Annotated in this window: 4 protein-coding genes and 1 pseudogene; 1 reads left to right on the top strand and 4 read right to left on the bottom strand. The window is 62.7% G+C overall.

Annotated elements, in window-relative coordinates; genetic code table 11:
* Nucleotides 1–203: 203 nt before the first annotated feature.
* The 4 genes from H5T74_13230 to H5T74_13215 form a co-directional block, all read right to left on the bottom strand.
* The gene (locus H5T74_13230; protein ID MBC7231338.1) at nucleotides 204–1,880 is read right to left on the bottom strand and encodes an EVE domain-containing protein; all 1,677 of its coding nucleotides are present in this window, start codon (nucleotides 1,878–1,880) and stop codon (nucleotides 204–206) included.
* Between the two features lie 634 nt (nucleotides 1,881–2,514).
* Entirely contained in the window at nucleotides 2,515–6,603 is a 4,089-nt protein-coding gene (locus H5T74_13225) for an N-6 DNA methylase (protein MBC7231337.1), read from the bottom strand.
* Nucleotides 6,600–9,449, bottom strand: a complete 2,850-nt coding sequence (locus H5T74_13220; protein MBC7231336.1) for a DEAD/DEAH box helicase — start codon at nucleotides 9,447–9,449, stop codon at nucleotides 6,600–6,602. Before H5T74_13220 ends, H5T74_13225 begins: the two co-directional genes overlap by 4 nt.
* 134 nt (nucleotides 9,450–9,583) lie before the next feature.
* Complete coding sequence (locus tag H5T74_13215; GenBank protein ID MBC7231335.1) at nucleotides 9,584–14,665, bottom strand: DEAD/DEAH box helicase; 5,082 nt, start codon at nucleotides 14,663–14,665, stop codon at nucleotides 9,584–9,586.
* Between the two features lie 351 nt (nucleotides 14,666–15,016).
* On the opposite strand from H5T74_13215, the pseudogene H5T74_13210 reads away from it, so the two are divergent.
* Nucleotides 15,017–16,063, top strand: a pseudogene (locus tag H5T74_13210) (IS1380 family transposase).
* Nucleotides 16,064–16,228: the final 165 nt, after the last annotated feature.

The following is a 16,228-nucleotide window of genomic DNA, read 5'->3' as shown; positions in this document are numbered from 1 at the left end:
GTGTGTTTTCCTTTAAAATCCTCGGCAATACTCCGCGGCTGACATCTCCGCTCTTAATGTATTCCTTGATAATTTTTCCTATGTTTGCCAGCGCTTGCCTCTTGTAGTTGCTGTAGGCACCCTGAAGTGCCGCATCGTAAGCCATACCGAAAAGCCTTGCGGCCCTGTCGAGTGCCGAGCTGTTCTCAAACATCTTTCATCCCTCACTCCACGAAGCTCACAAAGCCCCGCGTGCGCAGGGTGGACCACATGCGATGGACCTTGGCGGCGGTGCGGGGGAAGCGGGGAGACCTCCCTTCATCCTGGGACTCGTAGAGAAGAGGGGGTCCGGCCTGGAAGCTCTCGAAGGAGCCGGCGGGGTCACCCGGAGGGGTCATCTCGAAGCAGAAGAAGAGGAGGCGGGCCAGGGGCTCCTCCAGCTCACCGCGGTTGCCGTGCAGCTTGGGCAGGACCTTGTGCAGGAGGCAGAGGTCGAAGGCGGTATCTGCGGCGGTGGGGCTCTCCGACACGTTTTCCCCGGCGTTTGCAAGGTAGAGGGAGATCTCGTTGATCACCCGGTAGCCGAAGTGCAGGCGGTAGGGCTCGAGCATCTCCTCCAGGGAGGCGAGGAGGCCCTTGAAGCCGGGGGAGAGGGAGGAGGCGTGCGCCCTGGTGGCATGCTCCTGGGGCAGGAGGGTGAACCCCTCCTTGAGCCGGAAGTCCTCCTCGGATGAGGCCTCCTCCAAGCCCAGGTAGGCCCCGGTCTCCACGCGGTCGAACTCCAGGGTGAAGGCCCGGTCCAGCACCTTGGGGGAGAACATGTAGGTGGTCTCGTCCACGTTGACGGTGCCGGTTATGTAGAGGTTTTCGGGTATCTGGAGGCGGGGAGGGATGAGGTATTCCCGCTTCCCGTCCGAGAAGGACAGGTCCTCCGGCTGGTCGTGGAGGAGGATGGGGGTCCCGCTCTCCAGGCAGGAGAGGAAGTCGGAGAAGTAGTGCTCCACCTTGGCCAGGTTCATCTCGTCCAAGATGAGGAAGTAGGGGTTCTCGAGGTCCTCTGCGGCGCGCAGCAGGAGCTTCAAGAGCTCGGTGGGCTCGTAGCGCTGGGTGATGAGGTTGTAGAAGCCTAGGAGCCCTTGGTTGTCCGTCCAGTCCGGCCTCACCGGCACGAAGGCCACGCGTTCCTTGTCCTCTTCCGTGAAGTAATCCGCCACCAGCTGGGCCAGCTTGGTCTTGCCGGTGCCGGACACCCCGGTGAGGATGACGAAGGGCTTGGTCTTGAGCGCCAGGAGGTAGTCGGTCACCAGGGAGGGGGGGAAGTGGAGGCCTTTGCCTTGGATATAATTGTAGATCTTATGATGCTCTTGTTCTGATATGTTCGAGCTTAAAGTGCCTTCGAGTTTGCTTCTCGCCCCGTAGATTTCCTCAAGAATCTTTGCCTCCTCTTGCTCCAGCTTGAAATTTGTTCCCCGAGGTTGTCGAATTATTGCCAAGCCTTTTAATCTTTCATCCTTAAGAATTTCTTCCTTTAGGATGGGGTTATCCAAAACCTCGTCGTAGCTAATCTCTACTTTGATATCGCCAAACTCTGTACCTTTCATCTCAAACGGCTTAGATAGTATTCTTCCAACAGCATATATGCCTGCATTCTCCCCCGACTTCCATATGAATACCCGATCACCAATTGAATATTCGTCCCTATATCGGTTGATTGAAAATGTGTCCTTTTTCTTCGTTGTTATGGCTTCAAGTATTGGATATCTCTTGGGGTTCGACTGGAATATCCAAGCCCTCTGTGATTTTTCAGTAGCATCCATATGTATTTCCATCGTGGTCTCCAAACAAATAGGAGAGATAAAGATTTGTGGCCAAGATAACATTGAAATGATATACCACCTCATTCATGGGCGCTCCATTTATCTGAATTCTAAAGTGCTAGGCCTTGTTTAAATATTATAAGACTGCTTGACGTCAACATCGACGTGGAGCATGTGATCTAAATTTCAAAGTAGAAAGTTTAAGCTTTAAAGCTGGACACTAAGATATCCCAGCAGATCCTGGGAATAGGCAAGGCGAGGTTCTTCTCCCTGCTCCGGGAGTACAGGGATGACCCGGAGGGCTTCAGCGTGGAGTACCGCAGGTCATCTTAGGCAAGGATCCCCGCGCTGTGGGAGAAGGGGATCGCCCATGCCCTTCTCGAGGAAAAAGAGCTCGTAGACAACCCCGCCCTCCCCATCACCAGCTACAATTACTCGCCACTGAGGAGCTTTCTGAGGCAAGAGGAAGGCCGGGTCCATAGCATAGGGCTTGTGAAAACGGAGGGGAGGTGAAAGGAACCGAACACCACCGTTGGCCGGTTCATCCCCGGTAGTTTATACAATCATCTATCTGCCGGTTGCAGCCGAGTGACTCCGTCGAAAAGTGGACACTTTATACCGTTGAAACGGTGACAATCTAAACCGTCGTTGACAGCTCCTGGTATTTTTGAAAAAGACCATGACCGATCATCCTTTCCAAACACACACTCTTTAAGACTCAGCCTTTCCCGTATAGTCTCTGCCAGGCTTCGAGGATTAGTTGGCGAGTACGGTAGTGGCCGTATTGTTTGATTTCTTTCTCTTTGAGGACGCGGAAAGTTTCGCCGGGGAAGGTGGAGGCCTCGCAGCGGGCGCGGTAGGACTCCTCGTCCAAGGGGTCTTCCACCTCCTCGTAGTCGTCGAGGATGTTCTCCAGCTCCTTTTCCGTGAGGTCGGCGGGGTCGAGGATGTAGCGGAGCTGTTTGCGGTTGAGGCCGTAGAGCTTGGCGTAGATGGCGTCGAGCTCTGCGCGGAGGCGGGCGCGGCGTTCCTCGTCCCACTTGAAGGGCGGGAGGGGGATGCCATCGTCTGCTATCTCAGCCCATTCGGGCGGGTCCCAGATGAGGCCGCCGGTATCTTTCTTGTTCTCCTCCCATTGGGCTTTGATGGCATGGCGGAGCTCCTCATCTGCCTCACGCCAAACATCGTCGGCGAAGGGCTTGATATCCCAGGAGGTGTAGATCAATTCTAAGAAAGTTGATGTGATATGTTGGGCTTTTTGTTTAAATAAGTGCATAGGAGCAAGGAATGGAAATTGTTTCAAATAGAAATATGCTAGATTTGTGCCTCCGGTTTTCTGTCTTGCAAAATAATCAAAAACAATGCTGTCTGTATTTGGTGCTAGAATCGCTATCACAAAAGCTTCTTTCGCTTTGGGGAATATCAATGGGAATTTGTGGCCGGCGGCGGTGCGGGGGACAAGGGTGAATATCGCCGTGCGTTCATCGGTTGACCTGGCAATATCACGGAAACCAAAAAGCCAACCTTGTGAGTAGCTTCTCAAGGCCGCGTCGACTTCCCGGGATTCGACCCAATACCAAGGCATGACCAAGTAATTGGGGTCGGCGTGTTGTTCTTCGCTGGGAGTGGGAATCTGGGCATTGGTGCGGACTTCAATACCTTCATAAGTGCCGAACCTATGATCGAATTGGTGGATCATCTTCGCCTCATATAACGGCAGCCAGACTTCCTGGTCTTTGCCTTCGCCTTTTATGAAGCGGTTGCCGAAGAGGCGGTAGCCGGCCTCCTCGAGCTCCTTTCGGGTGCGGAAGAGGTGGGAGTCGTTGGACATATGGAACATGGTCATGAACCTAACGCCCCAGGGATTCTCGCCCGTGGCCTCGTTCACCAGCACCGGCACCCTCTCATATATATACTTGGTGAGCTCGGCGTCCTGGCGGGTGCGGAAGATGGGGCAGGTGCGGGTGTTGGGGTTCAGGAGCTTGAAGTCCTCCGCGCTTAAGGAGAAGACGCGCCGCTCGTCCTTGAGCTGCTCTGTGCGGGTGAGGAAGAAGGCGAAGCGGGTGGGAGCTTTCGCGGCGAGGTCACCACGAAGGGTGAGGAGAGAGAACTTCTGCCTGCTATCAACCGCGGGAAATATTTTCTCCCGGTTCTCGAAGTCATATAGGCTTACGAGCATCCCCCCATCCACCAGGTGGGAGAAGACCTGCTTGTTGGTGTCGTCGGTGGCGATGCCCGTGGGCACGACGATCCCCACTCTGCCGCTGGCATTTATCAATTCGCTGAAAAGCTCGGAGAAGACAGAATATGTGTTTATATCTCCCCGGGCGGATAAGGGGAAGCGCCCGGATTGGCGCAGGAACTTGCTCTGTGCCTCGGCATAATGCAGAGCATCCAGGTATTCAGACCACAAGGATGGATTGGTCTCGGGAAGTTGCTTGATCAGGCGTCCTCGTGCCGCCTTGTTGGGAGCCAAGGCGATCTCGGGCTCCCGGGTGGCGAAGAACTCCTGCTCCTGTAGCTTGATGCGCTCCCAGGGAGGATTGCAGAGCACCACGTCGAAGCCTCTCGCCTCGAACACCTCGGGGAACTCCAGGGGCCAGTGGAAGAAGCGGTGGCGCACCGCCGCCTCCCAGGCGTGCCCGATAAAGCGCCCGTCCACGCTCCCCGAGGCCAGGTAGTCGCGCAGGACCTGGGTGGTGGGGACGGCCCTCTCCCGGCAGCTATCCGTATCCAGGTTCGCAAAGAAAGCGGAGGTCCAGAGGTGGCAGGCGGTCATGTCCCGCCACCACCTGCTCCCCTCCGCCTTAAGCCTCTCGTAGGCCTCCTGTTTCCTTCGCACCTGTTCCGGGGTGTCGTCGGGTATCTCGGAGAGTGCGCGGTAGGCCTGTGAGAGCTCCGCGATGTCCGAACCCGCCTCGAATTGCATAGAGAGCCATCCCGCCTTCTTGGTCTTCTCCGCCCTGTTGTCCTTCTTTTTCGATTTGGCGAGGGCCTTGTCGTCTCCGGAGACAGGGTTGAAGGCCTCGTCGGGTATGCCCTCCTCCAGTACCTTCAGGTCGAACACCCCCACCAGGGAGTCGCCGCAGCGGATGCGGTGGTCGAGGAAGGAGAGGGGCCTGCCCTCGGCATGGCCCTCTATCCACAGCGCCACCTTGCAGAGGTCCACCGCTAAGGGGTTCTTGTCCACCCCGTAGATGCAGTGGGAGATGACCTCTCGCACCGCCGGGCGCACCTCCTCGGGGGCGGGCTCCTCGTCGCCCGTGCGCACGCGGGCGAGCTCTTTGCCCAGGCGGCGGGCGGCGGCGAGCAGGAAATGGCCGCTCCCGCAGGCGGGGTCGCACACCTTCATGGAGAGGATGGCCCTCTCCTTGTCCTCTTTGCCCTTCGCCTTATCCAAGCGGGCGAGGAGCACCGGCTCAAGCGCGCTTTTCGCGAGCTCGCCCACGAGCGCCGGCGGGGTGTAGTAGGAGCCGGTGGTCTTGCGCTCCGTACCTGTGACCAGGCGGAAGGCCGTCTTCCCGTCTTTTTCCAGGAAGGCGGGATGGTAGTCGAGGAGGCTCTCGTAGACGCTCCCCAGCTCTTCCACGTCCAGGGCGGAGTAGTTGACGCGACGGCGCGGGCAGCGCGGGCCCTCGGTGTAGGTGGAGAGCTCGCGCAGGGCGGCGGAGAGGTCCCGGTTGGAGAGGGCGCAGCGGTCGAGACCAGTCGCTGCGAAGAGCTCGCCGTTCAAGGGCGGGAGCTGGAGCAGGGCCCCCAGCTCCTCCCTGCGGAAGAGCTCGAAGGTGGCCTGCAGGGATATCCAGAGGTCGCGGTGGTCCTCCCCCGAGATGCGCAGGTCGGCCAGTCGGCGCAGGCGCTCCAGGCTGTAGTGCTCCAGGTAGACCTCGGAGGGGGAGATGAGGCCCCTCTCCTCCGCCACCATGAGGAAGAGCAGGCGGTAGACCAGGCGCAAAAGGTCGCGGTAGAAGTCCTCGGGCCTGATCTCTCCCGCCGCCACCCTCTCCCGCAGCTCACCGTTCTCGGGATGGGAGAGCAGGCCGTTCCCGAAGACCTCCAGGGCTCGCTCCACCCCGTCGCGCAGCCTCTCACGCACCCTCCCTCCCTGCTCCACGCTGGTGGCGTAGTAGCGCTCCAGCAGGCAGGAGGGGGCGTCCTCCATGCCTCGAGGCAGGCGGGTGCGGTGGGCCAGGCGCCAGAGGAGGGCGAAGTCGGCAAGCCTCGCCCCCTCGAACATGCCCTCGAGGTCGAACTCGATGTAGGCCTGGCGGGAGAGCAGCTGGGAGTCGCGCAGCAGGCGCAGGACGCGCCCGTTGGTGACCAGCCCCCAGAGGTGTTCGGTGCGGTTGAGGTACTCCTGCATGAGCACATGCGGGGCGAGGCGGGGGCGGCCGGTGGGCGGGAGCTTGCCCAGCTCCTGGCGCCAGCCCACCACGTGCACGGGGGGAGAGTCCTCACCTGAGTCCGCGCCGTGGCTTACGGCGAAGGTGAGGCCGTCCACCACCTGGGCCCGCGGCCGGTAGGCGAGCTCATATCCCAAGAGGCTCAGGAGGGGGATGACCCAGCCGTCGCGGGTGGCGCTGGTGGCGAGGTCCTCCTCCGGCAGCTGCTCCAGGCGGGCGCGGAAGGCCTCCCAGTAGCGGCGGGCTGCTGCCCAGGCATCGGCCACCTCGTCCAGGAAGTGCGCCTTGGCGGGAAGGCCGAAGTCCGCCGGCTTCTGCCCCGGGGCTTCGCCTTCCGCGATGTCCTCGATGAGGTCGAAGGAAAGGAGTCCTCCCTCCACCTTGAGGCTGGGAAAGCGGCTCACCTCCTCACCCCCTTGGGGACGGGCAAGAGCACCATGAGTCCCAAGAGGTCGGGCGGGAGGTGGCGGGTGACGGCCACGCCCCGGCGGGCTACCCTGGCCGTCTCGCGCACCCGCTTGTGCGAGGCCTGCAGGGCGCGGGCGCGCTCCTCCAATATCCCCGTAATCTCGCCTTTTAGGTCCTTGTACCAGGAAAGCGCCCTCTCCAAGGCCTCCGCCCGGGCCTGGGGGGCGACGTTCTCCTCCGGCGCCGCCTCGCGCAGAAGGGCCACGGCCTCCTCGCGGGGAAGCCAGGTGACCCCGTCCTGGGGGGTGCCGACAAACGCCAGGGGGAGCACCTCCTCCGCCAGCAGGTCTCCTGCGTCCGGGGTGGTCAGGGTGTAGCGGCAGCGCACGAGCATGAGGGTGGTGCGCTTGCCGACCCGGCTTGTGCGCATGACCCCGCAGCGCGAGGCCACGGCGTCCGGCTTCCCGGCCAGGGCCTCCTCCATGAGGTGCCGCGCCAGGGCGGTGACGAAGGGATGGTTGCGCCCCACGTAGAGCGCGCCCTCCGGGGCGGGGGCCTCGAAGGCGAGGAGGAGCCTCTCCTCCTGCGGCAGGGCCTCGCGCGCGCGGGCGGGGAGGCGGTCGAGGGAGGAGAGCTCGTAGGTGCCTTCGCCCTTTCGCCGGCATCCCACCCCCAGGCGGTTGCAGGCCTCGAGCACGAAGTCCCGCACCGCGCCGGGGTCACCCAGCACGGAGTCGCACTCCTTAAGCTCGCGCTCCACCTCGTCGGGCTTTAAAGCCCGCTGGGCAAACCGGGTGCGGCTCTCCTTCTCGCGCTCCGCCGCGCGGTCCCAGAGGCGCTCCAGCTCCCGAGCCTCGGGCGCATCGAAGAGCTGCATCTGCGAGGCGTCCCTGCCGCGGAAGAAGAGGGACTCAAGCACCGCCTCCATCACCGTCTCGCTGTCCACGGGCACGGGCACCGATATCCCAAGAGATCTATGAATATACCTGGCCTTGCGCAGGAGCACCTCGAGAACCGCCCCGTCCACCGGGTTGTCCCGGCCGTAGAGGAGGACGGCTTTTACCACCGAGGCCGTCTGGCCGAAGCGGTCCACCCTCCCCTCCCGCTGCTCCAGGCGGTTGGGGTTCCAGGGGAGGTCGTAATGGATGACCGCGTTGTAGTGGTCCTGCAGGTTGATGCCCTCGCTCAGGCAGTCGGTAGCCACCAGTACCCGCCGGGGGAAGCTGGCAAGCTCTTCCACCTTGAGCTTGCGCTCGTCCTCGGAGAGGGCCCCGGTGACCGAGACCACGCGCAGCTCGGGATAGCGGCGGGCGAGGCGGCGGGACAGCTCCGCGGCCACGTAGTCGGAGGTGGCGATGTAGCGGCACCAGATGATGGGGGAAAACCCCTGGTCGAGGAGGCCTTCCACGATCTCTGCGCACTTCTCCAGCTTGCGGTCGTCGCCGCCCTTCAAGGACTCGGCCTGCCTGGCGAAGGCGCGAAGCCTCCTTGCCTCGGGATCCGTGAGCTCCTCCGCCCCCTCCTCGATGACCTGGGAGGGCTGGAGGTCGGTCGCTTCCCGGTCCTCCGTCTCGTAGATGGAGGGGAGGAAATCGTCTTCGAGGACGCCTTCCTCCATCTCCTCGCCCAGACCCTTTAAGCGCTTGCCGATGGCTGTGGAGGCGGCGGCGGGGCTGGACATGACGCAACGCAGAAGCGCCAGGGCGGTCCAGTAGCGCACCCGCCTCTTCCAGCCGCTCAAGGTCTCCCCCGAGGCTACCAGCTCGCGGCTGAACTCGTACACGCCGTCGAAGAGCTTGCGGTAGGGGGGCGAGAGGTCGTAGCTGGCCTCGCTTGTATTGCGTTCGGGGAAGGGGGTCTTCTCCCCCAGCCAGTCCACCACATCGGCGCGGCGGCGCTGCACGAAGTGTCGCGCCAGGCGGTCACGCTCCTTTTCCGTAAGGTTCTGCAGGTTGAGCCGCTCAAAGTCTGGTTCTAGCAGGCCCAAAAGGGAGAGGAACCCCTCCTCCACCCCGCTGTGGGGGGTAGCGGTGAGGAGGATGAGGTGGCGGTCCTCATCCTTGGCCAGCTCGCGCAGGAGCGCATGGCGCTGCTGCTGGGTGGCGGAACGGCTGGAGGGGCGCGCGGCCCCGTGGGCCTCGTCCACGATGACCAGCTCCGCGCAGTTGGCGAGGAAGTTCTGGCGGTGGCGTTCGCTCTTGGCGTAGTCGATGCTCACCACTGTATAGGGAAAGTAGCTGAAGATGCTGTGGTCGCCGGGGGGCAGGCGGCGCTCGAGCGAGCTCACCGTGCCCGAGTTGATGATCACCGCATCGAGGTGAAACTTCTCCTTGAGTTCCTTGTTCGCCCACTGGTCGCAGAGGTAGGGCGGGCAGAGCACGCAGATACGTTTGATCTCACCCCGGTCCAGGAGCTCGCGGGCGATGAGCGCCGCCTCGATGGTCTTTCCCACCCCCACGTCGTCTGAGATGAGCAGGCGGATGGGGTCGAGGCGCAGGGCCATGAGCATGGGCACGAACTGGTAGGGGCGGGGCCTCACCGAGATGCGCCCCAGGGAGCGGAAGGGGCCGGCTCCGTCTCTTAATGTGAGGCGGGCGGCGTCGAAGAGGAGCCCTGCCGAGGTGGCGTCGCCCGCTTCCTCGGGCCTGGGAAGGGGAAAGTCAGCGGAAGTGATGGTGTCGATGCCGTACTTCATCAGTTGGGTAGAGACGCCGCAGATCTCTTCCTCTCCCCCTGCCAGGGGGCGGAGCATGATTATGTCCTCACGCTGCGATGGCAGGACCACCCACTCGCGTTCCCGGCAGCGCACGATGGACCCCACGCCAGCAAATCCGTCGCTCATAACGCATCCTCCGTATGCATGGGCATTACCCCCTGTGCTTCACGCCTGGCGTTTCCCGCTCTGCCGTGCCCGCAGCCCTGCTCCTTGTGCTCCAGGCCAATGCCCAAGGGGAACGGGAAACGACCATGCCTGCCTCATGCCTTGGCCTCCCCGAAGACGTCAGGATAGGCGGCCACCTGTTCCTCCAGGTCCCGGTCGTAGCGGATGACGATGACGCGGTATCCAAGGTCTTCCAGCTCCCGGCGTATCTTTTCGTCCTTCTCCCTCTGGGCGGGATCGTCGTGCACCGAGCCGTCACAGTAGATGCAGGTGTACCTGTCGTAGTAGAAATCGGGGATGGTGCCGGGGTAGTCCTCCAGGGGACGCTGGGCGTCGTCGGGCAGCCTGCGCCGCGTCCCGTAGAGATGGTCGAGGAACTTCCTCTCCAGCTCGGAACGGGAATCGGTGAGCGCGCGCAGCCACCCGTAGTGGCTCTCGTAGTCCCTGCCCTTTACATGCGGGTGGGTCTCGGAGCGGGCAAGCCGTGCCAGGAGGTCCCTGACCAGGGAGCGACTGAGCAGGGGATAGTCGCGCTGGTTGGTGTAGGAGAGGAGGCAGTCATAACAGGCGCTTGAGCACCCCTCGCCGCGGTCCTCAAGGGTCTCGGGGTCGTAATGGCATATCGCCAACGCCTCTCTTGCCACGCGGGCGAATGCGTCCCTTTCCTCCGCGAGAGCGCGCAGGATGCCGTAGCCTCCCTGGCCTGCCTCGTAGAAGAGGATGCCGCGCCTCTCGCCCTCGCCGATGCGCTCCGAGGCGAGCTCTGTGTGCTCTATCTGGAAGACCTGCTCTACGCCGCGGCGCAGGGCGTGCTCGAGGGTGGCTTCGGTCCCCTCGGACCAGTCCATGTCCTCCCCGCCCGGGTAGAGGAGGATGATGTTCATGGTATCCCGCACGAAGAGGCGCACCAGCTCCACCCGCCCGGCGGAGGCAGCTCCCGCGCCCTCTCCGTTGCCGCCGCGTCTTACGAACTCCCCGGTGTCGAAGTCTAAGAGGTAGCCGTCCTCCCTGCTCGCCCGCCAGCGGTGGTTGATGCGATAGATGGTGGCCGCGGGAGCATAGACGAGCCTGATGATGGGGTTTTCGCCGGCGTCGCTCACGCTCGCGGGTATGCGTCCCTCGCTCGCCCCGCTCGCAGGGGCGAACTCGAAATGGGTGGTGATGTGAAAACCGCGGCGGAGCCTCTCCTCCTCCTCGCTGGTGATGCGCTCGCTGCGGCGCGTATAGACGTTGGTGGCCTCGAGCAGGACGGCGAAGGTGTATCCGTCGCCTGAGAGCTTGTTCCCGCAATGGTGACATATCTCCGTGGTCTCGTCCGAGTGGAGGTAGCCGCAGGCCTTGCACAGCTTCACCTGGAAGCGCCTCTGGTCCAGGTCGGTGAGGGAGGTCCTGAGCCCCGTCACCCGGTACTTCGCCCCCTCGTGGTAGATGAGGTTCTCGGGGCCAAACTCCGAGATGGCCAGAAAGCGCGGCCGGTCCACGTAGTCGCCGCCCTTCTCGCGGGGCAGGAAGGCGCTCAAGGGGAGGCGGGGAAAGTTGTAGCCGGGAAGGAAGCCCTCGCTCGCTAGGTAGCGGTAGGGGTAGAAGTCCGACTCCTGGTAGGAGGTGGTCTCGTTGCGCAGGAGCCTTATCTGGCGCTCCGCCTCCGCGCGGCTCCTCTCCGCCCTCTCTATCTCGCCGCGGTCCCCCGAGCGGTAGCGCAGCAGGTCGCTCGCCTCCACGAACTGGCGGTCCGCCGCCCGGTAGAGCTCGCGGAAGCGGTCGAAGGCCCGGTCGAACTCCTCGGGGGCCCGCCTGAGCGCTTTCTCCATCCAATCCTCGCCGTACCAGGCGGCCTTCTCGATATCCGGCGCGCAGGAGGAAAAGATTCTCTTGGCCTCCTCCAGGCACTCCTTGAAGGCAGACTCGGAGAGCTCGATCTTGTTGCGGGCGTCTTCGGTGAGGGGGATCCCCTCCTGGCGCACGTCCACGATGTCGGTGATGGAGCGTCCCAAAGAGAGGCCCACCCTGGCCAGCCAGATGGAGTGCAGGTGGGCCCTGGCCAAGTCCTCGCTGGTCAAGTCGATGCGCGGGGGCTGTACGGCCCCGGAGACCATCTCCCGCTGGTGGTGGAAGAAATACTGGTCATGCCCGCTCCCCGCCAGGCAGTAGGTCATGACCAGGGAGGGGTCGCCCTTGCGCCCCGCGCGCCCGCTGCGCTGCGCGTAGTTGGCCGGGGTGGGGGGCACGTTGCGCAGGTGCACCAGCTGCAGGTCGGCGATGTCTATGCCCAGCTCCATGGTGGGGGAGCAGAAGAGACATTTGAGCTCGCCGTTGCGAAAACGCCTCTCCCGTTCCTCGCGGCGCTCGTAGTCTATCTGAGCGGTGTGCTCGCGTGCCTCGGCTTCCCGGAGGAGGGCGGAGGAACGCAGGTAGAAATCCCGGAAATAGCGGTTGGCCTCCCGCTCCGCCCTCTGGTAGACGGGGTCCTCGGAGCGGCGCAGGTAGATGGGCTCGCCCGCGGGCCTGCCGTCTCCCTTTTTCCAGATGATGGCAGATGATTCCAGGCGCACGAAGGAGACCCCCCTCTCGCTCTCCTTCCGGAGCAGCCCGTGGGCGCAGAGGATGTCCACCAGGCGGAGCACGTTGTCGGCGTACTCCGTATCGAAGGCGGGCAGGGCGCGCCTGAGGTAACGCCTGATGAGGCTGCGCTCGGAGAGGCTGAAGCTGTTCCTGAGGCTCTCCTCCTGTCCGGGGAGGATGAAGCGGACAGCGGGGCGCAGCCTCTCGGCCTCCTCGAAGCCCCAGCGCTCGTCGATGCGCTCCCGCACGCGTTTTTTGAGCTGTGCCTGGTCGGTCTCCTGCAGGCAGGAGGCGTGCACGGCGAGCTGGCGGCGGAAATGGTCGAGGAGGGCCACGAGCACCTCCCGGCGCTTCTCCGGGGATGCCTGGGCGAAGGGCTCGAGCTCGCGCCAGGCCTCGTCATTCGAGCAGAGCTCCTCCATTCCCAGGTAGTCGATGACGAGCAGCCCGCACTGCTCCAGGTTGGGCTGCACCACCCTCCAGCCGCGGCGCAGGTCCTCGTAGATGCGGTACTCGATGAGCGCGGTGAAATCCCGGAGCACCTCCCTGCCGGGAGCGGTGTCGGGCTCTATCTCCTTGTTGGCGGCGATGTCTCGGAAGCTCAGGCCGAGCTTCTCCGCCACCTTGGGCGCGACCTCGTCGTAGCGCAGCTTACCCGCCTCCTCGACCGCGGCATGGATGGCGGCGCGCAAGAGGGAGACCTGCACGAAGTCGTTGAAGTGCCCCGCCTGCAGGCTGGCGTCCTGGCGGTTGTCGGTGAAGGATAGGAGCTTACGCGCCGAAGCCTCGATGTCGCCCGTGGGGGCGTTCTCCAGGGCGGAGAGGGCGAGCACGGTGGTGGCGGTGGAACGCCCCTCGCTGGAGAGGCCGGTGAGCTTGCTGAACTCGCTCCCCCTGCCGTAGAAGACCCCGCAGTTGAGGCAGAGGCGGAAGGGACGCGGCTGGAACCAGGCCTTCGCCGTGCCCTCGGCAGGGGTCTCGGAATAGGTGCCGTCGGGGCTCACCCATGCCGGCCGGGGGACATGGTCTTTGTATGTGTTTTTTACCCTTCCCGTGTCGGTGAGCCATTCCGAGGGCAGGTTCTCGGGTCCCCACTCCACCTCAGCGCCCTCGGGGGCGAGGAGGAGATAGCCCGGGCCCTGCGAGCCTTCTTCCCAGTCGAGCTCGTCGCTCACCGGCTCGAAGCGCTTCTCCTGGGAGTCGTTGAGCACCTCGTAGTAATCGATCCCGCAGATGCGGCAGAACTTCAAGGGAAAGAGGGGGAGAGGGCCGCCGCCGCGGTCGGTGGAGGCACGCCCCTCGAGGTCGAAGACGCGCTCAGGGCGGGGCTCGAGGGTCGCGAAGACGCGGTTGCCCTGGGCGATGAACTGGTGGAGCTTGAAGGAGAGCAGGGGCTCGCCTCTGTCGTTGCGCAGCGTCGCCCCGGCCAAAAAGACGCGGTTAAGCGCCTCCCTGCACGTGGCCTCGTCCAGGTCCGTTTCCTCGGACAGTCGCCGGGCTCCCTCCTCCAGGCTGATGGGGGCGCTGCGGCGGAGCTTTCCCTCTTCCTCCTCTTTCTCCTCCTCGAGGCCGAAATTGGCCTCGGCCCAGGAGACGAGGGGGCTTTGCAGGAACTCCTCGGGCGTTTCGGGCAGGGGGGCCTCGATGGCCGCCTTGAGCTCCTCCAGGGCCAGGTCGCGGCGCAGCGGGGCGACGCTCTCCAGGGTCTCCTCTATGACCTGCTCCGGCCCGAAGGCCGTGCCGAAGATCTGCCCCGCGAAGGCGGCCACGGCCTGGCGCCTCTCCTGCGGGGTGGCGGTCCTTGCGGCGATCATGGTGGCGCTGGTCCCCATGCAGACCAGGCCGGGGTTGCCGCTCCTTTCCTTCAGACGGCGGATGAGCAGCGCCACGTCCGCCCCCTGGCGCCCGCGATAGGTGTGGAGCTCGTCGATGACCAGGTACTTGATGCCGGTGGTGGTGCGGTCCACGAACATATGCTCTTCGGGACGCACCATCATGAGCTCGAGCATCACGTAGTTGGTGAGGAGGATGTGGGGGGGCTCCTTCTGGATATCCAGGCGGCTGGCGTGCTCCTGCCCGGTGTACTTGTGGAAGCGGATGGGGAAATCCCGGCCAGTCCTTTCCCTGTAGGCTTCGGCCAGTTCCTCGAGGGCCGTGTGCTGGGAGTTCACGAGGGCGTTCATGGGATAGACGATGATGGCCCACACCTTGTGGGCGGAGGTGTCGCCTCTTAGCACCGCGTCGATGATGGGCACGAAGTAGGTGAGGCTCTTTCCGGAGCCGGTGCCGCTGGTGACCACGAACCCCTTGCCGGAGAGGGCCGTCTCGATGGCCTCCTGCTGGTGCCGGAAGAGGGTGATGGAGCCCCCGTCCCGGTCACGGAAGATATCGGCGCAATCGGGATGGAGCTTCCCTTCCTCGACCAGCTGCTCGATGGTGGCCGCTTTTTCGTAGGAGGGGTTGAGCTGCAGGAGGGCGGGCGGCCAGAGGGTCCCCTTTTGTAAGAGCTCCTCTTCCACGAAATCGCGGATGCGCTCGTCCTGGATGAGGAGGAAGCTGCTGATGTAGTCCTTGTATTCGTCGATGACGGCGTCCCGCAGGTCGAAGATGCTCATGCACGCACCCCCACAATGGCTTGATAGATGAGCTCACCCTAAAACCGACCTCGTTGCTTTTCAGCAATATAAACCGGCTCTGGGTAAGATTATAGCAAGTGCTAGGTGCGCTATCGCGGGGGGCTGCCCTAGGAAGCAGAAGAATTTTCCTTCATCTTTGGATCAGTCAGGCTTGGAAAGGTCAGGAAAACAAATAGGGTTGCGGATAAACTCCGTTGAGCTTTCGCACTTCAGCTTAACCCTCTGTTTTCCTTAATCCCGGATTTCTCGTATCAAATAGCAAGGATTCTGCGCTTGTATTGCTAAAATAGCCATCAATACAGCGGCAGCAGCAATAAAGGAAGGATAAACATGGATAACCTTGCGGGTGAAGCGGAAAACGCGGGTTTGAGGTTTGATTTTGACGCCCATCTTAGGCTGGGATTTCGCGATGCCAAGGGTCACCACCGACGCGGGATTGCTGGCGGCAAGGGAGCTGGAAGAGGCGCTTGGGCTCACCGATATAGCGGGGGTGATAGGTCATCCTGGACATGGACTCGTCGGAGTCCCCGGGCACGGCGGCCAGGAGGGCTCGGCCTACAACGCCACTTTCTCTCCCGTTGTCATCATCTTCTCTTCGTCTTCAACCAATACGGCGACTGCGAAGGGGCGACCTTGCGGCCGGGCAACGTCCACTCCGCCGATGGCTGGCGGGACCTGCTGGAGCCCATCGTTGACAGGTACAAGCACGCGGGAAAGAGGATCTACTTCAGGGGAGATGCCGCCTTCGCCTCCCCGGATATCTACGAATACTTGGAGAATGAAGGCATCCTCTACGCCATGAGGACAAAGGCCAACAGCAGGCCATACGAGGAAATAGACCACCTGACGACGAGGCCTGTGGGCAGACCCTCGCTGAAACCCAAGGTCTTCTACCACTATTTCTTCTACCGGGCAAAGTCCTGGAGTACATCCAGGAGGATCATCGCCAAGATCGAGTGGCATCAGGGTGAGCTCTTTCCCAGGGTGGGCTTCATCGTCACCAACCTAAGTGCCAAGGCGGAGAAGGTGGTGAGATTCTACAACAAGCGTGGCTTATGCGAGCAGCACATCAAGGAGGGCAAGTATGCCCTTTCCTGGACCCGGCTATCCTGCTCTCGCTTCATCTCCAACCAGGTAAGGCTGGCCCTCTTCGTCTTAGCCTACAACCTGGGCGACTTCCTCCGGCGCCTCGCCCTCCCGAGTGAGGTATCCCATTGGTCGCTTTCAAGCGTGCAGCTCAAACTGATAAAGATAGGTGCAAGGGTCATAAATCATGCCAGAAGGACCATATTCCAGATGGCGGAGGTGGCTATCTCGGGTGCTCTCTTCGCCGAGGTTCTTGCCCACATCAGGTCCCTGGCCTTAGCTCCGACCTGAAACAGCTCAAAGAGAAAGGTAACTGCATATGCAGCCCACTTTGAGCGGTCAAGCATCTTCGGATATCGCTCCGGAGGGCATCTTTCACCCCGTGGCTTCAAGGATCTTCGAGGGGAAAGGAGGAAACCGGGGTTTGAACGTTTCAACCTGCCGGCAGAACGGTAG

This window comes from Actinomycetota bacterium (assembly GCA_014360645.1).
Classification (GTDB): domain Bacteria; phylum Actinomycetota; class Geothermincolia; order Geothermincolales; family RBG-13-55-18; genus Solincola_B.
Note: the sequence above shows the minus strand (reverse complement) of the source record. Positions and strands in the feature narration are given on the sequence as shown.